The organism is Phreatobacter stygius (genome assembly GCF_005144885.1).
GTDB lineage: Bacteria > Pseudomonadota > Alphaproteobacteria > Rhizobiales > Phreatobacteraceae > Phreatobacter > Phreatobacter stygius.
The window spans coordinates 2,475,335-2,499,398 of the sequence record NZ_CP039690.1 but is presented as its reverse complement, the minus strand read 5'-3'; the positions used below and the strand labels follow the sequence as shown (position 1 = coordinate 2,499,398).

Annotated in this window: 21 protein-coding genes; 15 read left to right on the top strand and 6 right to left on the bottom strand. The window is 67.0% G+C overall.

Annotated features, from left to right (window positions below; genetic code table 11):
• Positions 1-4: 4 nt before the first annotated feature.
• From E8M01_RS11480 to E8M01_RS11450, 8 genes are all read left to right on the top strand, one after another.
• Positions 5-838: an ABC transporter ATP-binding protein gene (locus E8M01_RS11480; protein ID WP_136960240.1), complete on the top strand. Its 834-nt coding sequence runs from the start codon at positions 5-7 to the stop codon at positions 836-838.
• The gene (locus E8M01_RS11475) at positions 838-2,790 is read left to right on the top strand and encodes an AMP-dependent synthetase/ligase (protein WP_136960239.1); all 1,953 of its coding nucleotides are present in this window, start codon (positions 838-840) and stop codon (positions 2,788-2,790) included. The genes E8M01_RS11480 and E8M01_RS11475 overlap by 1 nt, the downstream gene beginning before the upstream one ends.
• Positions 2,790-3,455, top strand: coding sequence for a branched-chain amino acid ABC transporter permease (locus E8M01_RS11470; protein WP_246088687.1), 666 nt, complete (start codon positions 2,790-2,792; stop codon positions 3,453-3,455). Before E8M01_RS11475 ends, E8M01_RS11470 begins: the two co-directional genes overlap by 1 nt.
• On the top strand, positions 3,449-3,676 hold the full coding sequence (locus tag E8M01_RS35530; RefSeq protein ID WP_246088686.1) for an ABC transporter permease: 228 nt from the start codon (positions 3,449-3,451) through the stop codon (positions 3,674-3,676). Before E8M01_RS11470 ends, E8M01_RS35530 begins: the two co-directional genes overlap by 7 nt.
• Positions 3,677-3,682: 6 nt before the next feature.
• Positions 3,683-4,756 carry a branched-chain amino acid ABC transporter permease gene (locus E8M01_RS11465; RefSeq protein WP_136960238.1) on the top strand — a complete coding sequence of 358 codons (1,074 nt, stop codon included), beginning with the start codon at positions 3,683-3,685 and terminating at the stop codon, positions 4,754-4,756.
• 33 nt (positions 4,757-4,789) lie between these two features.
• Entirely contained in the window at positions 4,790-6,055 is a 1,266-nt protein-coding gene (locus E8M01_RS11460) for an ABC transporter substrate-binding protein (RefSeq protein ID WP_136960237.1), read from the top strand.
• A gap of 89 nt (positions 6,056-6,144) precedes the next feature.
• Positions 6,145-6,936, top strand: coding sequence for an ABC transporter ATP-binding protein (locus E8M01_RS11455; RefSeq protein ID WP_136960236.1), 792 nt, complete (start codon positions 6,145-6,147; stop codon positions 6,934-6,936).
• 90 nt (positions 6,937-7,026) lie between these two features.
• The gene (locus E8M01_RS11450) at positions 7,027-7,353 is read left to right on the top strand and encodes a GrlR family regulatory protein (RefSeq protein ID WP_136960235.1); all 327 of its coding nucleotides are present in this window, start codon (positions 7,027-7,029) and stop codon (positions 7,351-7,353) included.
• A 17-nt stretch (positions 7,354-7,370) separates the two neighbouring features.
• Here E8M01_RS11450 and E8M01_RS11445 read toward each other — a convergent pair whose 3' ends face one another.
• The 3 genes from E8M01_RS11445 to E8M01_RS11435 are packed head-to-tail and all read right to left on the bottom strand — an operon-like array spanning position 7,371 to position 11,142.
• Positions 7,371-8,612 carry an MFS transporter gene (locus tag E8M01_RS11445; protein ID WP_136960234.1) on the bottom strand — a complete coding sequence of 414 codons (1,242 nt, stop codon included), beginning with the start codon at positions 8,610-8,612 and terminating at the stop codon, positions 7,371-7,373.
• A complete protein-coding gene (locus E8M01_RS11440) occupies positions 8,609-8,983 on the bottom strand; it encodes a hypothetical protein (RefSeq protein ID WP_136960233.1) in 375 nt (124 codons plus the stop codon). The genes E8M01_RS11445 and E8M01_RS11440 overlap by 4 nt, the downstream gene beginning before the upstream one ends.
• Before the next feature lie 11 nt (positions 8,984-8,994).
• Positions 8,995-11,142 carry a TonB-dependent receptor gene (locus E8M01_RS11435; RefSeq protein WP_136960232.1) on the bottom strand — a complete coding sequence of 716 codons (2,148 nt, stop codon included), beginning with the start codon at positions 11,140-11,142 and terminating at the stop codon, positions 8,995-8,997.
• Between the two features lie 403 nt (positions 11,143-11,545).
• Between E8M01_RS11435 and E8M01_RS11430 the strand changes: the two genes are divergently transcribed.
• Both E8M01_RS11430 and E8M01_RS11425 read left to right on the top strand, forming a co-directional pair.
• Positions 11,546-12,718 carry a M20 aminoacylase family protein gene (locus E8M01_RS11430; protein WP_136960231.1) on the top strand — a complete coding sequence of 391 codons (1,173 nt, stop codon included), beginning with the start codon at positions 11,546-11,548 and terminating at the stop codon, positions 12,716-12,718.
• 91 nt (positions 12,719-12,809) lie between these two features.
• Positions 12,810-14,483, top strand: a complete 1,674-nt coding sequence (locus tag E8M01_RS11425; RefSeq protein WP_136960230.1) for a dihydroxyacetone kinase family protein — start codon at positions 12,810-12,812, stop codon at positions 14,481-14,483.
• Between the two features lie 29 nt (positions 14,484-14,512).
• Here E8M01_RS11425 and E8M01_RS11420 read toward each other — a convergent pair whose 3' ends face one another.
• Positions 14,513-15,277: a glucose 1-dehydrogenase gene (locus E8M01_RS11420; RefSeq protein WP_136960229.1), complete on the bottom strand. Its 765-nt coding sequence runs from the start codon at positions 15,275-15,277 to the stop codon at positions 14,513-14,515.
• Positions 15,278-15,445: 168 nt separating this feature from the next.
• On the opposite strand from E8M01_RS11420, the gene E8M01_RS11415 reads away from it, so the two are divergent.
• Both E8M01_RS11415 and E8M01_RS11410 read left to right on the top strand, forming a co-directional pair.
• Positions 15,446-16,480: an L-idonate 5-dehydrogenase gene (locus E8M01_RS11415; RefSeq protein ID WP_136960228.1), complete on the top strand. Its 1,035-nt coding sequence runs from the start codon at positions 15,446-15,448 to the stop codon at positions 16,478-16,480.
• A 49-nt stretch (positions 16,481-16,529) separates the two neighbouring features.
• Positions 16,530-17,441: an SMP-30/gluconolactonase/LRE family protein gene (locus E8M01_RS11410; RefSeq protein ID WP_136960227.1), complete on the top strand. Its 912-nt coding sequence runs from the start codon at positions 16,530-16,532 to the stop codon at positions 17,439-17,441.
• Positions 17,442-17,673: 232 nt separating this feature from the next.
• On the opposite strand, the gene aptA is transcribed toward E8M01_RS11410, so the two are convergent.
• The gene (gene aptA, locus E8M01_RS11405) at positions 17,674-19,041 is read right to left on the bottom strand and encodes an omega-aminotransferase AptA (protein ID WP_246088685.1); all 1,368 of its coding nucleotides are present in this window, start codon (positions 19,039-19,041) and stop codon (positions 17,674-17,676) included.
• Between the two features lie 150 nt (positions 19,042-19,191).
• Complete coding sequence (locus tag E8M01_RS11400) at positions 19,192-20,043, bottom strand: L,D-transpeptidase (RefSeq protein WP_136960226.1); 852 nt, start codon at positions 20,041-20,043, stop codon at positions 19,192-19,194.
• 447 nt (positions 20,044-20,490) lie between these two features.
• Here E8M01_RS11400 and E8M01_RS11395 point away from each other — a divergent pair, with 447 nt between their 5' ends.
• The 3 genes from E8M01_RS11395 (at position 20,491) to E8M01_RS11385 (ending at position 23,997) form a co-directional block, all read left to right on the top strand.
• Complete coding sequence (locus tag E8M01_RS11395) at positions 20,491-21,108, top strand: protein phosphatase CheZ (protein WP_342778700.1); 618 nt, start codon at positions 20,491-20,493, stop codon at positions 21,106-21,108.
• A gap of 121 nt (positions 21,109-21,229) precedes the next feature.
• Positions 21,230-22,546, top strand: coding sequence for a murein hydrolase activator EnvC family protein (locus E8M01_RS11390; protein WP_136960224.1), 1,317 nt, complete (start codon positions 21,230-21,232; stop codon positions 22,544-22,546).
• Positions 22,543-23,997: a S41 family peptidase gene (locus tag E8M01_RS11385; protein WP_136960223.1), complete on the top strand. Its 1,455-nt coding sequence runs from the start codon at positions 22,543-22,545 to the stop codon at positions 23,995-23,997. The genes E8M01_RS11390 and E8M01_RS11385 overlap by 4 nt, the downstream gene beginning before the upstream one ends.
• Positions 23,998-24,064: the final 67 nt, after the last annotated feature.

Genomic DNA, 24,064 nt, shown 5'->3' with positions numbered 1-24,064 from the left:
GGTCATGAACGCAACCAGCATCGACACCACGCCTTCGACCGACCGACCGGTCGTGCTGGCCTGTCGCGATATCGAGCGCTCGTTCGGTGGGCTGAAGGCGCTGAAAGGCACCTCGCTCGACGTCCGTGAGGGTGAGATCTTCGGCCTGGTCGGTCCGAACGGCAGCGGCAAGACCACGCTGGTCAATGTGGTGACCGGCTTCTACCCGCCCAATGCCGGCACCGTGACCCTGTTCGGCGAGAACATCACCCATGTCGCGCCGCATGCCATTGCCCGGCGCGGCGTCGCCCGCACGTTCCAGAACCTCGCTTTGTTCAAGGGCATGAGCGTTCTCGACAACATCCTGATCGGCCGCCACGTCCATATGAAGCCGAGCGCGCTCGGCACCTTCTTCTATTGGTGGTGGGCGCAGCGCGAGGAGCTGGCGAACCGTCGCGTCGTCGAGGAAGTCATCGAGTTCATGCAGTTGCAGGACATCCGCGACGAGCCGGTCGACGTGATCCCGCTCGGCCTGCAGAAACGCGTCGAGCTGGCGCGCGCGCTGGTCGCCGAGCCGCGTTTCCTGATCCTGGACGAGCCGATGGCCGGCATGAACCAGGAAGAGAAGGAATATATCGCCCGCTTCATTCTGGATGCCCGCGAGGCGCGCGGCGTCACCATCCTGATCATCGAGCACCACATGGATGTGGTCACCGCGATCTGCGACCGGGTCGTCGTGCTCAGCTATGGCGAGATCATTTCCGAAGGCAAGCCGCAGGAGGCGATTTCGCATCCGCGCGTCGTCTCGGCCTATCTCGGCGAGCGCGCCGCCAAGCGCCACCAGCAGGGAGCGGCATGATGAACGCCCCCCTGACGAAGCTTCCGGTGCCGGTGAGCTGGGCCAAACATGCCGACGGGCAGCCGGCGACCCTGGTCGCGGCGCTCGCCCGCAATGCCGCCGAATCCGGCGATCGCGTCGCCTTTCGCGAACGCAAATACGGCGTCTGGCAGGAGCTGAACTGGCGCGAGGTGCTGGCCGAGGTCCTGGCCATGGCGGTTGCGCTCGAGGCCCGCGGCCTGGCACCGGGCGCGGCGCTGATCGTCATCGGCGACAATCGCCCCAGGCTCTATTTCTCCATGCTGGCGGCGAATGTGCTCCGTGCCTTTCCCTCGCCCGTCTATCCCGACGTGCCGCTCGACGAACTCGTCGTCTCGACCCGCCACGGCGCGCCGATCATCGCGGTCGCCGAAGACCAGGAACAGGTCGACAAGCTCCTCGACCTGCGCGCCAGGATCGGCCGGCCGACGACCATCATCTATGACGACCCGCGCGGGCTCGGCACCTATGCCGACGCGGGCATCGTGTCGTTCGAGGCTGTTATCGCCGAAGGGCGGGCGCGGCTCGAGCGCGAGCCGGGGCTCGCCGCCGAACTGATCGGGCGCGCCGGTCCCGACGACGTCACCGTGCTGCTGCACTCGTCGGGCACGACCGGCCAGCCGAAAGGCATTCCGCTCAGCCATCGCAATGTCACGCGCGGCGTGCTGAACGCGGCCGAGAGCGGCTATTTCCACGCCCACGAGGAACTGTTCGCCTATCTGCCGACCGCCTGGGTCGGCGACTTCGTCTTCACGCTCGGCGCCGGGCTGATGATGGTCGCCACCATCAACATTCCCGAGCGGCAGGAAACGGTCATGCACGACCTGCGCGAGGTGGCGCCGACCTTCTATCTCGCCGCGCCACGCGCCTGGGACCAGATGCTGACCCGCATCCAGGTCGGCATGAAGAATTCGACGCCGCTGAAACGCAAGCTGTTCGACATCTTCATGCCGCATGCCGTGGCGCTGGAGCGCAAGCGGCTCGCCGGCGGCCAGCCGAGCATCGGCGAACGGTTGATCAATGGGGTGGGCGAGGTGCTGGTCTACGCACCCTTGCGCGACTATCTCGGGCTTGGCCGGGCCGAGCGAGCCTTCACCGGCGGCGAGGCGCTGGGTGAGGACACCTTCCTGTTCTTCCGGGCGCTCGGCATCAAGCTGAAGCAGTTCTACGGCCAGACCGAAACCTGCGCCCTGACCGCGGCCCAGGCGGAAGGCCGGGTGAAGCTGCACACGGTCGGGCGGCCGATGGCCGGCGTCGAACTGAAGATCGACGAGTCAGGCGAGATCCTGGTCAAGTCGCCCTCGGTGATCTCGGGCTATTTCGACGACGCCGAAGGCACCGCCAAGGCGATTGTCGACGGCTGGCTGCATACCGGCGACGCCGGCTTCATCGACGAGGACGGTGACCTCATCGTGCTCGGCCGGGTCAGCGAAGTCGTGCGGACAGCGGCCGGCGAGCGCTACATCCCGAACTTCATCGAGAACCGCCTGAAGTTCAGCCCCTATATCCGCAATGTCGCGGTCATCGGCGCCGGGCGCGACCGGCTCACCGCTATCGTCTGCATCGATTTCGACGCGGTCGGCCACTGGGCCGAAGAGCGGCGGATCTCCTACACCTCCTATGCGGACCTGTCGCAGAAGCCCGAGGTCATGGACCTGATCGGGACGGTGGTCGCCCATGTCAACACGCTGCAGCCGGAGGGCCTGAGGGTTCGCCGCTTCGTCAACCTGCACAAGGATTTCGACGCCGACGACGGCGAGATCACCCGCACGCGCAAGCTCCGCCGCAACGTCATCGAGACCACCTATGGCGCGCTGATCCACGCGCTCTACGGCACCGAGCGGCAGACCGTGTTCGACGCCGCGATCACCTATGAGAGCGGCGAGCACGGGATGATCCGGCGCACGCTCACGATCAGCGAGGTTCCCGTCTGATGGATTTCATCCTCATCACCGAACTCGCCATCAGCGGCGCTTTTGTCGGCCTGATGTATGCGCTGGTCTCGCTCGGCATCGTGCTGATCTACAAGACCTCGGGCCTCGCCAATCTGGCGCAGGGTGCCATCGGCATGACCGGTGCCTATATTACCTGGGCGATCTCGGCGGGTCTCGGCGCGCCGATGTGGCTCGCCATTGCCCTGGCCCTCGTCGTCATGTTCTTTGCCGGCACCATGGTCGAGCGCGTCGCGCTGCGCCGGATGATCGGCCAGCCTGTCATCATGACCATCATGCTGACGCTCGGCATCGAGATCCTGCTGCGCGGGCTGATGCCCGGGGTGTTCGGCGCGGCGGTCAAGCGGCTCGATATCGGCATACCCCAGACGCCCATCTTCATTGGCGAAATGCTGATCAACCGCTCGACCATGATCGGCGGATCGATCTCGTTCTGCCTGATCCTCTTGTCGCTGCTGTTCTTCAATTCGCGCTACGGCATCGTCATGCGCGCGGTGGCCGACGACCAGACCGCCTCCTGGTCGGTCGGCATCCGCGTCGAAAAGGCCATCGCGGTGGCCTGGGGTCTCGGCGCGATGACCGCCACCGGCGCCGGCATCCTGTGGGGGGCGACCCAGGGGTCGACTGGTCGCTGTCGCTCTTGCTGATCAAGGCGCTGGCGATCGCCATTCTCGGCGGGCTCGATTCGATTCCCGGCGTGCTGGTTGCCGGACTGATCGTCGGGGTCGCCGAAAGCCTCGCCACCGGCATCATCGATCCCATTGTCGGCGGCGGCACCCGCGACATCGTCGCCTCCGTCATCATCCTTCTCACCTTGCTCCTGAAGCCTCACGGCCTGTTCGGCCGCGAGCACATCGAGAGAGTCTAGGGTCCCATGTTCTACAGGCGCGCCGGCATCCGACACACCCGTTACCAGGACGAGCGCCAGCTCTTCCCCTTGCGGTTCGACCGCTGGCTGATCCTGCTGGTGCTCGGCTTCCTGGTGCTCGCGCCGTTCACCCTCGACCGGCTCTATCTTGCCGGCTATCTGCTGCCCTGGCTGATCTGGTCGACCGCGGCGCTCGGGCTCAACCTGGTGATGGGCGGTGCCGGCCAGATCCATCTCGGCTATGGCGCGGTCATGGCGATCGGCGCCTATGGCTCGGTGCATCTGGTACGCTACGGCGTGCCGCTGGAGATCGCGATGATCGCCGGTGGCCTGTTGAGCGCCACCATCGGCATTATCTTCGGCGCCGCGGCGCTGCGCGTCAAAGGCATCTATCTCGCCATGGCGACGCTCGCCATGCAGTATATCGTCGATTTCGTCATCTCGCAGACCCCGGCGATCAGCGGCGGCTCGCTTGCCACCATCCAGGTGCCGCCGGTGCGCTTCCTCGGATTCAGCGTGCGCGGCGACGTCGAGACCTATTTCGTCGCGCTGTCGGTCTGCGTCCTGGTCACCCTGTTCATGCTCAACGTGCGCCGGACCAGCTTCGGCCGGGCGCTGGCCGCGGTGCGCGAGAAGGACTATGCCGCGCAGATCCTCGGCGTCAGCACCTTCAAATACAAGCTGCTCGCCTTCTGGGTCAGTTCGTTCATCGGCGGCGTCGTCGGCTCGGTTCTGGCGGTCTGTTATTTGCGCGCCGTGTCGCCGGACCAGTTCCACATCGAATTGTCGATCCAGCTGCTCGCCATGGTGATCGTCGGCGGTCTCGGCAGCGTGCTCGGGCCGTTCTTCGGCGCAGCACTCATCCTGTTCGCGCCGATCGTCCTGAACAACCTGATGGGCCTGATCTCGACCACGCTCGGGGTCAGCATGTCGATCGATCTCAGGGCCCACGTGCCCCTGATGGCCTATGGCGCGCTGGTCATCGGCTTCCTGCTCTACGAGCCGCTCGGTCTCGCCAAGATCTACGACAATCTCCGGAATTATCTGCTCGTCTGGCCGTTCCGCCACGCCCAACGGTAACGGCACCAAAACAAAGGGCGGAGGAAACACGTCATGTCAGTCAACCGTCGCATCTTCTTGTCCGGGACCGCGGCAGCGCTCGCCGCGCCGGCCGTTTCCACCACGGGCGCCTTCGCCCAGGAAAAGGTCGTCCGGTTCACGCTGTCCCAGGACTTCACGCGCATCTACACCTTCGTGACCTCGGAATATAACCAGGGCCAGCGCGACTATTTCACCCTGGTCAACGAGCGCGGCGGCATCAACGGCTACCGCATCGTCGCCGACGTGTCGGATCATGCCAACGACCTGCCACGGGCGATCGAGGCCTACGAGCGCGGCAAGCGCGAGGGCTCGGTGCTGATCGACCCGCTGTCGACGCCGGTGGCGCGAGCGCTGGTGCCGCGCGCGCTGGAAGACAAGGTCAATCTGGTGACCGCCTATTCCGGACGCAGCGACGCGGCCGACGGCACGAGCTTTCCCTACGTGCTGCCGCTGTCGATCAATTACTGGACCCAGGCCGGCCTGATCATCGACTATTTCCGCCAGATCGAGAACGGCAACCTGCGCGGCAAGAAGGTGGTGTTCGTCCATATCGACACGCCCTTCGGCAAGGAGCCCCTGCCGATCCTGCAGGTCCTGGCCCAGCGCCTCGGTTTCGAGCTCCTGCCCTTCCCCTACACGCCGCCGGGCAACGACCAGGCCGCGATCTGGCCGCAGGTGCGCCGGGCAAGGCCGGATTTCGTCATCTTCTGGGGCGCCGGCGTCGGCCAGACCGTGGCGCTGACCGAAGCCATCCGCAACGGCATGCGCATGGACCGTGTCTCATCCAGCGTCTGGATCTCGGAATCGGACATGGACGTGGTCGGCCGCGAGGCGGCCAAAGGCGTCCTGAAGGTCGAGCCCTGCGTCAGCGGCCGCGAGCCGAAGCCGATCCGCGACATCCTGGCCGAGGTGGTGGCCAAGGGCAAAGGTGCGGGTCCGGAGGCCAAGGTCGGCACCAGCTATTACAATTACGGCGTCCAGATGGGTTCGTTGATGGTCGAGGGCGTCCGCAAGGCCTTCGAAAAAGCCCCGAACGGCCCTGTCACCGGACCCTGGTTGAACGAGGGTCTGCGGTCGATCAGCAACTTCACCGCCGAGGGATTGCTGCCGCCGACGACGGTGAGCAAGGAAGACCATCAGGGCGGCGGCCTCGGCCGGATCTCCCGTTGGGACGGCGCGAAATTCGTGCCGGCGACCGACTGGTTCACCGCCAACCAGGACATCGTCTGGGCCGAGATCCGCAAATATTCGGAAGAGTTCCGCAGGTCGGGCAAGTGACGGCCTGAGCGCGCCCGAATGCATGGATATGTCCCGCTTCCCGCGATCGCTTCGGCGGTCCGGGGAGCGGGATCTAAGCGGAGTTCCGAATGGCCCTTCTCACGCTCAACAATGTCGAGGTGGTCTATGACCGCGTCTTCCTGGCGGTCAAAGGCGTGTCGATCGAGGTGCCGGAGCGTGGCCTCGTGGCGCTGCTCGGCGCCAATGGGGCGGGCAAGAGCACGATCCTGAAATCGATCAGCGGCCTCTTGAAGCCCGAGCGCGGCGAGGTGTCGCGCGGCGAGGTGAGCTTTGCCGGCGAGGACATCCTGGCGCTCGATCCGCCCGACCGGGTCAGGCGCGGCATTGCCCATGTGCTGGAAGGCCGGCGCGTCTTCGGTCATCTGACGCCGGAGGAGAACCTGATCGCGGCGGCCTCCATGCATCGCGACCGCGGCCATGTCACGGCGCTGATCGACAAGGTCTTCGGCATGTTCCCGCGGCTGAAGCAGCGCGCCAAGGCGAAAGCCGGCTACCTGTCCGGCGGCGAGCAGCAGATGCTGGCCATCGGCCGGGCGCTGATGACCGAACCGAAACTCCTGATGCTCGACGAGCCGAGCCTCGGCCTCGCCCCCTTCCTGGTCGACGAGATCTTCGACATCGTCCGCAGCATCAATGCCGACAGCGGCGTCGCCGTGCTGCTGGTCGAACAGAACGCGGCGGCCGCACTCGACATCGCCGAACAGGCCTATCTGATCGAGAACGGTCGTATCCTGATGGGCGGTGCGGCCGAGGTGCTGAGCAGCAATCCCGATGTCGCCGAGGCCTATCTCGGCGGCAATCACAAGGTCGACTACCACGCGGTGAAACATTATCGCCGGCGCAAGCGCTGGCTGGCGTAGCACGCGGGCCCTGCCACGCCGCGCATGGACGGCGGCACGCCGAACGGTTAGTCAGCCTGCTGGTTTGCGGCAGGAAAGGGCTCCCGCGATATGCGTGACGGGATTTACAGGCTGCGCTTCCAGAGCCCGCTCGGCTGGGGCACGGGCGTGCTGCACATCCAGGGCGGCCGGGTCTGGGGCGGCGACGGCGGCTTCTATTATACCGGCACGCAGGGCCACGAGGGCAACCGGGTGACGCTCGAGGTCAGGACCTATCGGCACAGCCAGGGCCGGGGCCTGCAGACGATCTTCGGCCAGGACGAGGTTCACGTCCGGCTGATCGGCACGCCGGACGGCGACCGGATCATGTGCGAGGGGACGGCCGACGAGGTGCCGGGCGCCCAGTTCATCGTCGAGCTGACCTGGCTGACCGACTGAAGGGTTCGACGATCACCTCATGCCGGCGCCGGCCTGCCGTTGTGGCCGAGCCTGACGTGCCGCAACATGCGCAGCGTCGCCAGCACGGCGATGGCGGACAAACCGGTCGACAGGGCGAACAGCGCGCCATAACCGAGCCAGTCGGCGATGCGGCCTGACAGCATCGAGCCGGCGAGATAAACCACCAGCTGGGCGCAGGCGAGAATGGTGAAATCGGTGCCCGGCTGTTCGGATGAACTCACCGCCATGAACAGGCTGTAGAGCGCGACGATCTCCATGTAGCGGATCAAGGTCTGGAAGCCCGCAGCGCCGAACAGCGCCTCCTTGCCGGTGATCAGCCCGTAGGCGTGCAGCGCGAACAGCAGGAAGCAGACGGTGCGCATGCCGCCGAGCAGGCTGAGCACGAAACTCAGGCCCCGCCGTTTGATCAGCCAGGCGGCAATGGCCGAGCCGGCAAGCCCGGCGGTGGCCGCCGCGGTTCCCGAGAGATAACCGATCTGGTTGAGCGGCACGCCGACATCGACGAGATAGGGGCCTTCCATCGCCTTCACGAAACCTTCGCTCGCCCGGTAGATCAGCGCGATCCACAAGATCTGGCGCGCCTCCGGACGTTTCAGGAAGGCCATCAGCGAGGGTCTCGGTGTCGTCGCCGCGGCTGCCGGGTCGTCCTCGCGCATCATCACGGCGGCGACCAGCGGCAGCACCGAAATCGCCGCGATGATCATCAGCATCCAGGCCCAGCCGGCATAGTGGTAGAGCACCAGGCCGAGCGTGCCGCCGACCACCACGCCGAAGGCGACCGCGCCGCCCTGAATGGCATTGCCGATCGCCCGGTCCTGTTCCGGCAGGTGTTTGGCGGCATAGCCGTCGGTGGCGATGTCCTGGGTGGCGAGCAGGAGAGAGGCGACGAAGCCGATCGCCAGGACCGCTTTCACGTCGGTGACCTCGACGGCGACGAGGCCGAGGATGCAGATGACGATGCCGGCCTGGGTGAGGAACACCCAGCTCGCCCGGTGGGCGCGGGCCAGCGGTCGGATGCGGTCGACCAGCGGCGCCCAGAGGAATTTCAGCACCAGTGGCAGGAACAGGAGCGAGATCGACCCGATGGCCGTGCGCGAGACGCCCTGTTCGCGCATGATCGGCGGAATGGCGGCGGCGAACAGATAGGACGGGATCGCCTGGGCGACATAGAGCCCGGCCAGAACCACGAACAGGCGCATCCGGCCCGGCGGTCGGGCGTCGTCGATCGCAAGCGTCATGAGATGGCTCCGAGATGGGCGCGCAGGACGGCGCGGCCGGCGGCCTCGTCGGACACGAGCGAGACCGGGAAGGGCCAGAGCCGCTGGAACACCGCGGCGGTCGCTTCCGTCGCGCCGGGGCGGATCATGGCGATGCCGGCGCAGCACCGGTTCATCTGGTCGCGGGTGGCCTTGAACCACAACGCCTGTTCGCGCTCACCGGCCGCCGACAGCTTGCCGCCGCCGCCGAACACGGTCAGCAGCGCATAGCGCCTGTCCAGCCGCCCGACGAGCCCAAGCGCGTCGAGATAGGCGCGCTCGTCGTTGTCGCCATAGGGCGGCAGGAACCGCAAGGTCACGACGCCGTCGGCGCCTTGGTCGAGTTCCACCATGATCTCAGGGCTCAAAAGGTGCGGCGATAGCCGGCGGTGACGGTGCGGCCCCAGGCATAGCTGGTGAGATTGCGCACGGAGGTCGCCGACGGGTTTTCATAGAGCGTGTCGAACAGGTTGTTGACCGCCAGGAAGGCCTGGCCGCCATAGACCGGCGCGGTCACCGAGGCATTGACGGTGAAGCCGGGACGGATCTTGTAGATGGTGCCGGCGAGGTTGATCGGCTGTTCGCGGGCGGTGAAACCGACGCCCTCGACGCGCAGCGCCACATCGTTGTCGAAACGGTAGATGCCGTAGAGCGTGCCGCGGAACGGATTGGCGATGCGGTTGTTGGGCAGCCAGCTGTCGAGGCGGCCGTCCTTGTTGGAATCGTAGCGACCCTCGCGATAGGTCATGTTGGTGCCAAGCGTCAGCGCGCTGGAGACCGCGACCTCGCCCTGGAACTCGATGCCGTAGATCATCTCCTTCTGCTGGGACAGGGTGTTGCTGAGGGGATCGAAGGTGACGCCGTTGTTCGAAGTGCTGACGAAGCCGGCGAGGCCGCCGCGGAAAGCGCCGATGCGGCCGCGGATGCCGATCTCGTAATTGTTCACCAGCTGGGCCCGGGGCGCGATGCTGGAATAGCTGACCGTGGTGCCGGCCGGAAGGCAGGCCGGCATCATGACCGGACAGGCATAGGCCAGCGTCGAACCGGCGCGGCGGGTGAAGGCGCCGATATCAGGCAGGGCATAGCCCTGGGAGAAGCCGCCATAAAGATCGATCGTATCGGTCAGCTTGAACGTGGCGCCCAGATTATAGGTCGGCGCGGAATAGTTGAACGAACCGCCGGTGACCTTCAGCGCCGGCAGCAGGAACACCATGGCCGGGCTCAGGCCGGCATAGATGTCGGGGCGGGTATAGTCCGACACGGTCAGGGCGAAGCTCTCGTAGCGGATGCCGCCGCGCACGGTCAGCCGGTCGGCCACCGGCACCTGCAGCTGGGTGAAGCCGGCCAGCGTCGTCTGGGCCAGGGGCGTGAACACCTGGCGGCCGTCGACCAGTTCCTGCGAGGTGTGATCGCGCATGGCGTCGGCGCCCCAGGTCAGCCGGGCGCCGCGCCACAGGAAATCGAGCGGGGTATCGACGGTCGCGTTCACGCCATAACGGGTCGAGTGCAGGACCGTCTGGTTCGCCGGGCTGGTCGGCGAGGCCGGGTTGCCGGAATAATAGACCTGGCTGTTATAGGGGTAAGAATAGGTCGAGTAATTGAACCGCTTGTTGGTGTCGTTGTAGAAGCCCTGCACCGACAGATTGCCGAGCAGGAACGACGTGTCGGTATAACGCGCCTGGAACGAGCTGGTCCGCTCCATGACGCTCGAGCCCGAATAGAGGCTCGAGGTGTCGGGCCGGGCATAGGTGCCGGAATAGAGCGTGTTGTATTGCGGGTTCTGCTCCAGCCGGATCATGGTCGCCGAGACTTCGAAGCGCCGGCTGGCGTCGAAATTGTAACCGAGGCGGGCGAACAGGTTGCCGTTCCAATAGCGGTCGCCGCCGCCCTGGCCGAGCATGGCGTCGGAGGGCAGTTCACGGCCGGCGCCGTCATAGCTGCGGCCGGCGGCGCGGCCGGTGGCGATGACCGAATAGTCGAAGCCGTTCTGGCCGCCGAGGACGCTGACCGAGACCTCCGGTGCCAGCGAATTGCCGGGATTGGCGGTGAACGCCCGGAGTGTCGAACTGACGGTCACCTGCGGCTTGCCGTCGACCGGCCGGCGGGTGATGAAATTGACCGTGCCGCCGGTGGCGCCGGCGCCATAGAGGCTGGAGGCGCCGGACGCGACTTCGATCCGCTCGACCGAATTGAGGTCGATCAGCGAGGCGATCCGCGACACGTCGCGCAGCGGCGTGTTCAGCGGCACGCCGTCGATCATCACCAGGAGGCTGCGTCCCCGATAGCTTTCCGAGGCATTGGAGATCGTCTCGGTCGAGGCGGAATAGCCGGGCACCAGCTTGGAGAGAGCGACGGCCGGATTGGCCGAGAACTGCAGCTGCTGCTCGATCTCGGCGCGTTCGATCACCTGGACGGTGGTCGGAACCTGCTCGATCGGGCGCGCTGCGCGGGTTGCCGTGACGGTGATCTCGTCAAGGACCTGGGTCTGTTGCGCTTGGGCCGGCAAGGCCATGCCGGCGCTGACAAGCCCGCCAAGGCTCGCAACGATCAGACTCTTGCCAGTTCTGCGTAACCGCGGCGCATGCTGCATCTTCATCTTCCAGCCAAAATGCCATTGAAGCGCCGCAAAATGCAGATGCAGTTCTGTCTCGTCAACAATCATTACGTATTCATTGAAACTATATACTTGTTCTAGATTGGTCGTACATTAAAAGGCCTCAAAACTGAACAAAGATTAGAATGAGTATAAACTTGGGCAGCCGGAGACCGGCGGCAGGCAGGCAGCGCGACGCTGCTGATCGGGCTAGGCGCAGGCGGGATGGCTCCAATGCGGTGCTGGCCGGCCGAGCGCGCTGGCATGAGCGACCGGCCGTGTTAGCTTGCGGTCGAATTTTCTCCACAGCGGAAAGCCCGGCATGACCGTTCTCGACAAGATCAAGGCATTCGAAGACACGATGACGGCCTGGCGCCAGGACCTGCACCGGCATCCCGAGGTCGGCTTCGAGGAAAAACGCACCTCCGACTTCATCGCCCGCACGCTCGACGGTTTCGGTTTCGAGGTGCATCGCGGCGTCGGCAAGACCGGCGTTGTCGGCCGGCTGAAGGTCGGCGACAGTTCGCGCTCGATCGGCCTGCGCGCCGACATGGACGCGCTGCCCATGCAGGAGGCCAACAGCTTCGCCCACCGCTCGACGATCGACGGCCGGATGCATGCCTGCGGCCATGATGGCCATGTCGCGAGCCTGCTCGGCGCGGCGCGCTACCTGTCCGAGACCCGCCGCTTCGACGGCGTGGTCAACCTGATCTTCCAGCCGGCCGAGGAAGGGCTCGGCGGCGCCAACGCCATGCTGGCCGACGGCCTGTTCGAGCGCTTTCCCTGCGACGTACTGTTCGGCTTCCACAACGCGCCGCAATTGCCGGTCGGCAAATTTGCGATCCGGCCGGGCCCGATGATGGCCGGCGGCGCGTTTTTCGACATCGTCGTCAAGGGCAAGGGTTCGCACGGCGCCCATCCCGAGCACAGCGTCGATCCGGTGCTGACCGCCTGCCACATCGTCACGGCGCTGCAGTCGATCCCGGCCCGCAATGTCGGCGCGGTCGACGCGGCGGTCATCAGCGTCACCCGGATCGAAGGCGGTGACGCCTATAACGTGGTGCCGAACCAGGCGGCGGTGCGCGGCACCGCCCGCTGGTTCAAGCCCGAGGTGCTTGACATCATCGAGACCAATATGCGGCGCATCGCGACCGGCGTGGCAGCCGGTTTCGGTGCCACGGCCGAGGTCGACTTCCGGCTGATCTTCGCGCCCCTGGTCAACGGCGCCGACGAGACGGCTTTTGCCGCCGACGTTGCCGCCGAGATCGCCGGCGAGGCCAATGTCAACCGCGAGCGCGATCTGATCATGGGCTCGGAGGACTTCTCCTTCATGCTGGAGAAGGTGCCCGGCGCCTATATCAATATCGGCAATGGCGACAGCGCCAATGTCCACAATCCGAGCTACGACTTCAATGACGCGGTGCTGCCCTATGCGGCCAGCATGTATGCGAGGCTGGTCGAACTCCGGCTGGCGACCAACCGGCTCGGCGCCTGAGCGCCGGGCGTGGGATGGCGGGGCGGTGCCTCGCCATCCGCTCCGGGCCTGACACGCGGCCATGACAGCCGCGATCACGAAAGCACCGCCCATGAAGAAGCTGGTCAATGATCCGCGCCATGTCGTGCGGGAAATGCTCGAGGGGCTGGTTGCCCTTTGCCCGGATCAGGCCTTGCTGGCCGATGAGGACGTGATCGTCCGGGCCGTGCTGCCCGAGCCCGGCGCGCGCAAGGTCGCGGTTCTCTCGGGCGGCGGCGCCGGCCACGAGCCGGCCCATGCGGGTTATGTCGGGCAAGGCCTGCTGACCGCCGCGATATCGGGCGACGTGTTCACCTCGCCAAGCGCCGACGCGGTGCTGACCGCGATCCGCGCCGCCGCCGGGCCGGCCGGCGCGGTGCTCGTCGTCAAGAACTATACCGGCGACCGGCTGAATTTCGGCCTGGCCGCCGAACTCGCCAAGGCCGAGGGCATTCCGACCGAGATCGTGATGGTCGCCGACGATGTCGCTCTGCACGACACGGTGCCGGCCGAACGCCGCCGCGGCATTGCCGGAACGGTGCTGGTGCACAAGATTGCCGGTGCTGCGGCGGAAGCCGGCTGGCCGCTGGCGCGGGTAGCCGAGACGGCGCGCCAGGCAGCCGGCGGGCTCGGCACGATGGGGGTGGCGCTGGGCGCCTGCACCGTGCCGGCGGCCGGTCGCCCCGGCTTTCTGCTTGGCGACAACGAGGTCGAGCTCGGGCTCGGCATCCATGGCGAGCAAGGCGTGCGGCGCGGCGCGCTGGAAGCGGCCGACGCGCTGGTCGACACCATGCTGGAGATCATCCTGAAAGATCAGGGGCTCGGCGATGGCGACCGGGTGGCGCTGCTGGTCAACGGCCTCGGCGGCACGCCGCCCATGGAGCTGGCGATCGTCGCCCGCCGGGCGCTCACCGTGCTGCGCGGGCGCGGCATCCGCGTCGAACGGGCCTGGAGCGGCAATTTCCTCACCGCCATCGAAATGCCCGGCTGCTCGCTGTCGCTGCTCGAGGTCGACGACGACAGCCTGAGCCTGCTCGACGCGCCGGCCGCGGCGCCGGCCTGGCCCGGAGGTGGCCGGATCGCGGTCCCGAAAGTCCTGCCCGGACCGGCGGCGGTGGCCGACCCGGCCGCCGCCGGGATCGCCGACCTGCAGGTTCGTGGCCGGCTGTTCAAGGTCGCGGCCGCGCTCGAGGCGGCCGAAGAACGGCTCACGACCCTCGACAGCGCGGCCGGTGACGGCGATCTCGGCATCAGCATGCTGCGTGGCGCCGAAGCGCTTCGGGCCTTGCCCGATGGCGCGTTCAGCGATCCGGCCACCGCGCTGACAGCGCTTGCCGGGGCGCTGCGCCGGGCAATCGCCGGCAGTTCCGGGCCGTTCTACGCAGTCGCCTTGATGCGCGCGGCGCGGGTTCTCGACAGCGGGGCGGGAGCGGAGGCCGAGGCCTATGCGGCGGCCTTTCGCGCCGGCGTCGACGCAATCACCGAACTTGGCGGCGCAAAGCCCGGCGACCGCACCATGCTGGACGCCCTGGTGCCGGGCGCCGAGGCTTTCGAGGCTGCGGCCAGGGATGGCAGGCCGCTGACCGAGGCCTGGCGGGCGGCGGTCGAAGCGGCGGACAAGGGCTTTCAGGCCACCGCCGGCATGCGCCCGCGGCTCGGCCGGGCCGCCTATCTCGGCGACCGGGCCATCGGTACGCCGGATGCCGGAGCGGCGGCGGCGACGGTGTGGATGCGCGCCCTGCTCTGACTGCGCAGCCGCTGCGCTGCGCGGCCTTGTCAAAGCTGCGCGGTGACGCCGCCGTCGACATAAAGCACATGGCCGGTGACGAAGCTTGCCGCCGGCGAGACCAGGAACAGGCAGGCGCCGACCAGTTCATCGACATCGCCCCAGCGGCCGAGCGGCGTGCGGGCGGTGAGCCAGGCCGAAAAAGCTTCGTTCTCGACCAGCGCCTTGTTCAGTTCGGTCTTGAAATAGCCGGGACCAAGGCCGTTGACCCGGATGCCGTGTTTGCCCCAGTCGATCGCCATGCCCTTGGTCAGCATCTTCACGGCGCCTTTCGAGGCGGCATAGGGGGCAATGGCCGGGCGCCCCAGCTCGCTCTGCACCGAGCAGATGTTGACGATGGCGCCCGACTTGCGCGGGATCATCGCCTTGGCCACCGCCTTGGCAACAAAAAACACGCTGTCGAGATTGGTTGCCATCAGCTCGCGCCAGGTTGCCTCGGGAAATTCGTCCAGCGGCATGCGCCGCTGGATGCCGGCATTGTTGATCAGGATGTCGAGCGGACCGATGTCGCGCTCGATCCGATCGACCGCCTCGGCCACCGCCGCGGGGTCGGTGACGTCGAAGGCGAGGCTGTGAACCTGGAGCCCTTCGGCCGCCAGGCCGTCGGCGGCCTGTTTCAGCCGGTCGACGTCGCGGCCATTGAGCACCACCCGGGCGCCGGCGCGCGCCAGGCCGCGGGCCAGCGCCAGGCCAATGCCGGCGCTGGAACCAGTGACCAGCGCCAGGCGTCCGGATACGTCGAAATAGGACGTCATGTCTTGGCTCTCCCATTGTCCCGGGGCCGTTCCGGCCGGCTTGGCTCGCTTCGAGCGGAATGCTCCAAGCGGGGCGGGACAGGCTCCGGGCAATAGCGATAGCATGAGATGCGACCGGGTCGACCGCATCGACGCCCGCCGCAGGATGGTCAGTTTCGAGGACATGCCATGAAGGCGCTGGTGATCCATGCCCCGCACGATCTGCGCGTCGAGGAGCGCGCCGTCGAGGCGCTCGGGCCGCACGACATCGCCGTCAAGATCGCCGCCGGCGGCATTTGCGGCTCGGACCTGCATTATTACCACCAGGGCGGCTTCGGGACGGTCCGGATCAAGGAGCCGATGATCCTCGGTCACGAGATTGCCGGCGTGGTCGATGCGGTCGGACCGGCGGTCGTGGCCTTGAAGCCGGGTGACCGGGTGGCGGTCAGCCCGAGCCGGCCCTGCGGCCAGTGCCGTTATTGCCGGGAAGGCCGGCACAACCACTGTCTCAACATGCGCTTTTATGGCTCGGCCATGCCGTTTCCGCATATTCAGGGCGCCTTCCGCGAGGTGCTGGTCTGCGACGCGGTCCAGGCGCACCGGGTGGCCGACCATGTCAGCCTGTCGGAAGCCGCCTTCGCCGAACCCCTGGCGGTCTGCCTGCATGCGGTGCGCCGGGCCGGCGCAGTGCTCGGCAAGCGCGTGCTGGTCACCGGCTGCGGCCCGATCGGCGCGCTTTGCGCACTGGCTGCCCGCGCCGCCGGGGCGGCCGAGATCGTCGCCACCGACATCGCGGAAGCGCCGATCGCCATGGCGCGCCGGCTCGGCGTCGACCGGGCCGTCAACACGGCGACCGAGCCGCAAGCGCTGGCTGACTACGAGGCCGACAAGGGTTCTTTCGACGTGCTGTTCGAAGCCTCGGGCAATGGCGGCGCGCTGACCGGCGCCTTGGCCGCGCTCAGGCCGGGCGGGATTGTCGTCCAGGTCGGCACCGGCGGCGAATTCGCCATTCCGATCAGCGTTCTGGTCGCCAAGGAACTGGAGCTGCGCGGCAGCTTCCGGTTTCATGAGGAGTTCGCGCTGGCCGTCGCCATGCTGGGCGCAGGCCGGATCGATGTCGGGCCGCTGCTGACCGCGACCTTCCCGGTCGACCGGGCGGTCGAAGCCTTCGACCTTGCCTCCGACCGCTCGCGGGCCATGAAGGTGCAGCTCGCCTTCGCCTGAGCGCTGCCTGTTCGATCCGCCCTTTGCGCCGTCACCCGAGGATTGCCCGTTGAGCGATGTCGTCATTCACGATCCGCGTTTCGCCCGGCTCATCATTGGCCATGCCAAGCTCGAAAAGCTTCATACCGGCTGCCGCTGGGCCGAGGGGCCAGCCTATTTTCCGGCCGGCAAATACCTGATCTGGTCGGACATCCCCAATGATCGGCTGATGCGCTTCGACGAGACCGACGGCTCGGTGTCGGTGTTCATGAGCCCGTGCAATCATCACAACGGCCATACCGTCGACCGCCAGGGGCGGCTCGTCTGTTGCGAGCATCGCGGCCGCTGCGTGTCGCGCATCGAACATGACGGCAGCCGGGTGATCCTCGCCGACCGCTGGAACGACAAGCGGCTGAATTCGCCAAACGACGTGGTGGTGAAATCGGACGGGTCGATCTGGTTCACCGACCCGACCTACGGCATCGACGGCGACTATGAGGGCGATGCCGCTCCGAGCGAGATCGGCGCGTCCTACGTGTTCCGGATCGACCGGGCGACCGGCGCGGTCGACGCCATGATCACCGACCGGGTGAAGCCCAACGGGCTCGCCTTCTCGCCCGACGAGAGGACCCTTTACGTCGCCGATACCGGCCGCTCGCACGTGCCTGACCTGGCCGTCACCATCACGGCTTATGAGGTTGCCGCCGATGGCCGGTCGGTGGCACGGCCGCGCGTCTTCGCCACCTGTCCGGCCGGCTTTTTCGACGGTTTCCGCGTCGATATCCACGGCAATATCTGGACCTCGGCCGGCCACGGCGTGTTCTGTTATGCCCCGGACGGGACCCATCTCGGCACGATCCCGATCGGTGAGATCGTCGGCAATGTCTGTTTCGGCGGCCGCAAGCGCAACCGGCTCTATATCTGCGGCCAGACCTCGCTCTACGCGCTGTTCCTGAACACGTCGGGCCTGGCCTGGACGTGAGGCATCGCTCGTCATTGGCCTGCCGGCCGCAGACGACCCGGTTCGTCTTGGCCGGGCTCGTCCCGGCCATCCACGCATTGACACGGGGTTGAGACGTGGATGCCCGGGACAAGCCCGGGCAAGACGAAGTGAACATTCTGTCGGGCTCTTGGCGGACCAACCCCCGCACAACAAAACCCCCGGGCGCTGGGCGACCGGGGGTTCGATACTTGCAGGCAGCAATTGGCCTTGATCAGGCGGTCGCCTCGATCACCCGGCCGGCCTTCTCGACCATCTCGGCGATCTGGCTCTCGGTGACGATCAGCGGCGGGGTCAGCACGATGGCGTCGCCGGCGGTGCGGATCATCAGGCCCTCTTCGTGGAAGGCATGCTCGAGCGCATCGTAACCGCGCTTGCCGACGGCATCCTTGCGGCCTTCGAAGTCGACCGCCGCGGTCAGGCCGACCTGGCGGATATCGAGCACGCCCGGCTTGGTCTTGAGGCTCATGACCGCCTCGGCCCAGAGCGGCTCGAGCGTCTTGGCGCGCTCGAACAGGCCCTCGTCGCGATAGAGGTCGAGGGTGGCGAGGCCGGCGGCGCAGGCCAGCGGATGGGCCGAATAGGTATAGCCGTGGAACAGCTCGACCACATGGGCCGGGCCGGTCATGAAGGTGTCGTGGATCTCCTTGCGGGCAATGACGCCGCCCATCGGGGCGGTGGCATTGGTGACGCCCTTGGCGAAGGTCAGGAGGTCCGGGGTCACGCCGTAGCGCTCGGAGGCGAAGGCGTGGCCGAGGCGGCCGAAGCCGGTGATGACCTCGTCGAAGATCAAGAGGATGTCGTGCTTGGTGCAGAGCTCGCGCAGGCGCTTGAGATAACCCTTCGGCGCCGGCAGAACGCCGGTCGAGCCGGCCATCGGCTCGACCATGACGGCGGCGATGGTGGAGGCGTCATGCAGCGCGACGATCCGCTCCAGTTCGTCGGCGAGATGGGCGCCCCACTCGGGTTCGCCGACCGAGAAGCGCTGCTCCTCGCGGTTATAGGTGTGCGGCAGGTGATCGGCGCCGGCGAGCAGCGAGCCGAAGAACTTGCGGTTCGGCACGATGCCGCCAACCGTGATGCCGCCGAAGCCGACACCGTGATAGCCACGCTCGCGGCCGATCAGGCGGGTCTTGGAACCCTTGCCGCGGACGTTCCAATAAGCGAGCGCGATCTTCAGCGCGGTGTCGGCGGCTTCCGAGCCGGAATTGCAGAAGAACACGTGGTCGAGATCGGCCGGCGCCAGCGCCGCGATGCGGCTGGCCAGCTCGAAGGCCTTGGGGTGGCCATATTGGAACGACGGTGCGAAATCGAGCTCGGCCGCCTGTTTCTGGATCGCCTGGACGATCGGATCACGGCCGTGACCGGCGTTCGAGCACCACAGGCCCGCCGTGCCGTCCATCACCGGGCGGCCTTCGGGGGTGTAATAATACATGTCCTTGGCGCGGGCGACCATGCGCGGCCGGGCCTTGAAGGCGCGGTTCGAGGTGAACGGCATCCAGAAGGCTTCGAGATCGTTCGGAACCGAGGCGGTGCCGACCGAATCGGCATCGACAAGACGCAGCGCGGACGCTTTGGACATGATGGTCTCCGGGAGAGCGGGGAAGGCTATAAAAATTCAATAAAGACGATATCAGCGCGACCGGGTCGTGCAACCGACACCGACGCGCGGGTGATCTGCGGAGCGGAGATTTCTATTCGCCTGGCGCCGGCCGGCCGTGCCGGCCGCCGGTCACATCACGACCACCTTGGTGCCGACCCGGACGCGCTCGTAGAGATCGGTGACGTCCTCGTTGCGCATGCGGAAGCAGCCCGAGGAGACATAGGTGCCGATGGTGTGCGGCTCGTTCGAGCCATGGATGCGGTAGAGCGACGAACCGAGATACATGGCGCGTGCGCCGAGCGGATTGGCCGGGCCGCCCGCCATGAAGCGCGGCAGGTCCGGGCGGCGGCGCAGCATGTCGGCGGGCGGGCGCCAGTCCGGCCACTCGGCCTTGCGGGTGATCGTCTTGTTGCCGGTCCAGCCGAAGCCCGGGCGGCCGACGCCGACGCCGTAGCGCCTGGCCATGCCATTGGCCTCGACCAGATAGAGGAAACGCTCGCGGGTATCGATGATGATGGTGCCGGGCCGCTGGCTCGTCTGATAGGCAACCGTCTGCGGCAGGAAGCGCGGATGCATGCCGCGCGGCACGCCCGGCTGGTCCGGCATGGCGAGCGCGGCCGGGTCGCGGGCGGCCCGGCGCTGCAGCGGAATGACCCGCTCCTCGATCGACGGCACAGCGCCGACCGGAGCTGGGGTGACCGGCGACACCGGCACAGCACGCGCGCCGCGTGGGGCCGGCGGCGCCTCGCCGCCGTTGAACAGATATTCGATGAAGCCGCCGCCCATCGCGCCGCGCCGGCCGGCTGATCCGGCGGGCTCGGCATAGGCTGTCATCGGGCGCGAGCGGATGGCGGTGGAGGCGGCCGGCATCATGCCGCGCTCGGCATAGATCACGCCGCGCGGCGCGGAGCCGTCCTGGGCCAGGGCGAGATTTGGCGCCAGCAGGCCGAACAGGGCGGCGGTGAGGGCGAGCTTGGTCATCGGCGAACCCGGTTCAAACGCATCGGCGGAGCAGGCGGCCCCGGTTTTCCTGGCCCACTGAAGCGTTGAAACGGCGAGAAAACGGTAAACAAGGCAGGCCTGATGCCGCCGCGACATCGCCCCTGCTCCGCAAGTTTCCTTTAGGCTTAACTCCCAGTAAAATCACGCTGATCAGGGTTAACGGGTGATGAATTAGGCGTTTGGAAAGGTTAACGCCTTTTCACATGCTGCCAGTGGAATTTGCGGCACGGCCGGAACCCGTTCTTAACCACGCGCGACCAAGGGTTCCGATCGCGGGCCATCGATGGTCCGGCCGGTCGATCGACATTCAGGTTGTTCATGCGCGCGAATAAAAAAGCCTTCCGCATCGAATCCTTTTCGCAGCCGGCGGAGCTTGCCGTCACGGCGAATGACGGCTCCCCGGCCGGTTCCGGCCATCAGGAGATCATGTCCGAGCTGAAATCGCTGCGCGCGCTGATCCGGCCGCCGGAAGAGGTCTCGCGGCAGATGATCGACGCCTATCGCAGCGAGATGCAGGAGGCGATGAAGCTGAAGGCCGAGCTCGACAGCATCTACCAGGCGATCAACCAGACCAAACACGAGATCGCGACGCTGCATGTCTCCGGCTTCCAGGGCAAGCAGATGACCCGCGTCACCCACGAGCTCGACGCGATCGTGTCCGGCACGGAACTGGCGACCGAAGGCATTCTGACCGCGGCCGAAGCGATCGATCAGATCGCCAGCCATCTTTCGGCGAAACTCAAGAGCCAGCAGGATCGCGGCGCCATCGACGACGTCCAGCAGAAGATCATCACGATCTTCGAGCACTGCAATTTCCAGGATCTCACCGGCCAGCGCATCACCAAGGTGGTCAATACGCTGAAGTTCATCGAAGAGCGCATCGTCAAGATGATGGACATCTGGGGCGGGCTCGACAGCTTCAAGGATGTCGATATCGACGCCATCGCCGAGGCGACCGGCGACGCGGCCCTGGTCAACGGGCCGAAGATCGACGGCGACAGCGGCCATGCCAGCCAGGACGACATCGACGCGCTGTTCAACTGAACGGCGTCGCCGGGTGCGGCGGTGACTGCGCCTTCAAAGCAACAACCGCTTGCCCTGATTCCGCCCCGGCCCAACCTGAGTGTATCGTTCGGTTCTGTTCCGCCCTCCTGATTCGGGCCCGATGCGTCTCAGCCTCGCCATCCTCGCTCCCATTGTCGTCGCCATGCCGGCGGCCGCCCAGACGCCGTCGCCGGCCGAGCGGGCGGAGGCTGAGCGTCAGGAGCGCCAGCGCGAACTCGACGCCATCAAGAGCGACATGCAGCGGACCGGCGCCGAACGGGCGCGGATCGAGCAGGAAATCAGCACCATGCGGGCCGATCGGGCCGCCCTGGTGCGTTCCGGCATCGAGGCCGCCGCCAAGGTCCGGGCCTTCGAAGGCAAGGTGATCGAGAGCGAGGCGAGGCTCGCCGGCCTCGACGGCCGCCAGGCCGAGATCCGGGCGTCGCTCGATACGCGGCGCGACCTGATCGCCCAGGTGCTGGCCTCGCTGCAACGCATGGGCCGGCGACCACCGCCGGCGATGCTTGTCGGCGCCGACGACGTTTTGAAGACGGTGCGGACCGCCATGCTGCTCGGCACGCTGGTGCCGGAAATGCGTGATGCCGTGCGTGTCCTGGCGCGCGATCTGGAAGATCTCGCCGCGGTGCGCCGGTCGATCGCCACCGAACGGGACACGCTGAAACAGGACATGATCGCGCTGGACACCGAGCGCATTCGCCTGGAGGCGCTGGCCGAGGCGCGTCAGAAGCAGGTGGCGGCAAACGAGCAATCGCTCGACGCCGAGAAGCTGAGGGCGGCCGGATTGTCACGCCAGGCCGGTAATCTCGAACTTTTGATCGGCCGGATGGAAACCGAAATCGCCGCGGCGCAACGGGCCGCGGAGGCCGCCCGCACCTCGGTGGTGGCGCGTGGACCAGGCCTGACCGACCGGCGGTCGCAGATGGCGGCTTTGCAGAATGCCGGGCGCATGAACCCGGCAATTCCCTTCGCACAGACCCGCGGGAGCCTGCCTTTGCCGGTCCTGGGTGTGCGTTTGCGTGAATTCGGCGCCCAGGACGGATTGGGCGGAATCGAGCGTGGCCAGTCGATCGCGACCCGCGCCGGCGCTTCCGTGACCGCGCCGGCCGACGGGTGGGTGGTCTATTCGGGCCCGTTCAGGACCTACGGACAACTCTTGATCCTGAATGCCGGGGGCGGGTATCATGTCGTCCTCGCCGGAATGGACAGGATCACCGTTGATCTTGGTCAGTTCGTCTTGGCCGGCGAGCCGGTGGGCGTCATGGGTGACGCACCCCCTCCGGCCGCGGCGGTGACAACGGGCTCTTCTCAGCCCGTCCTCTATGTCGAGTTCCGCAAGGATGGGTCGAATATCGACCCCGCGCCTTGGTGGGCCCCCCGGGCTCCGGGCGTTCAGACCAATGAAAGGGTTCGCGGATGATGCGCAAAGCTTCGCTCCTCCTTGCCGGCGCCGCCATGGGCGCGCTCGCGACTGTCGCGGTGTCCCAGCCGCGCGCGATCCTGGGGATGAGCGCCAATGCCGCAGGATCCGACACCTATCGGCAGATCAATCTGTTCGGCGACATCTTCGAACGGGTGCGTTCGGACTATGTCGAGAAGCCGGATGACGCCAAGCTGATCGAGGCCGCCATCAACGGCATGCTGACCTCGCTCGACCCGCATTCGAGCTTCATGGACGCGCGCAATTTCCGCGACATGCAGGTGCAGACCCGCGGCGAGTTCGGCGGACTGGGCATCGAGGTCACCCAGGAAGACGGCGCGATCAAGGTGGTCGCGCCGATCGACGACACGCCCGCCTCCAAGGCCGGCATCCTGGCCAATGACATCATCACCCATATCGACAACGAGCCGATCCAGGGCCTCACGCTGCAGCAGGCGGTGGAAAAGATGCGCGGGCCGGTGGGCTCCGCGATCACCATCCGCGTCACCCGTCCCGGCACCGCGGCGCCCCGCGATATTCCGATCACCCGCGATCGCATCGTCATCCGCGCCGTGCGGCATCAGATCATCGGCGACGATATCGGTTATGTCCGTATCTCGCAGTTCAACGAGCAGACGACCGACAGCCTGCGCCGCGCGCTGGAGGAGATCCGCAACAAGGTGCCGGCCGACAAGCTGCGCGGTTATGTCGTCGACCTCAGAAACAATCCGGGCGGCCTGCTCGATCAGTCGATTTCGGTGTCCGATGCCTTCCTGGAGCGCGGCGAGATCGTCTCGACCCGCGGCCGGAACGCCGAGGAGACGCAACGCTGGAACGCCCGCTCGGGCGATCTGACCGGCGGCAAGCCGATCATCGTGCTGATCAATGGCGGTTCCGCCTCGGCCTCGGAGATCGTCGCCGGTGCGCTGCAGGACCATAAGCGGGCGACCGTGCTCGGCACCCGGTCGTTCGGCAAGGGGTCGGTGCAGACGATCATTCCGCTCGGCAGCCAGGGTGCGCTCCGGCTGACCACGGCGCGCTATTACACGCCGTCGGGCCGCTCGATCCAGGCCCGCGGCATCGATCCCGATATCCTCACCGAGCAGCCGCTGCCGGAAGAGCTGAGGGCCCGCGCCGCCGAAGCGCAGGCGCAGAACCGTGGCGAGGCGGGCCTGCGTGGCCATTTGCGCAACCCGAACCAGGACGCCAACGAGGAGCGTTCGGCCTCATCCGGCTATGTGCCGCGTGAGCAGAAGGACGACCTCCAGCTGAACCATGCCTTCGATCTGCTGCGTGGGGTCAGGACGGATGCGAAATTCCCGCCCGGCACCCGCAGCGCCGCCGCTCCGGCGACGCCAGCACTGCCCGCGGCTCCGGCTCCGGCTCCGGCCGAAACGGTGACGCCGGCGCCGGTCGTGCCTCCGGCTCCGGCCCCGGCGGCGCCGCAGTAAGCGACGCCAGGTTCGATCCATCGCCTCCGGCTTGAGGCCGGGGGCGTGTCGTTCTCGTCCGGCGGGC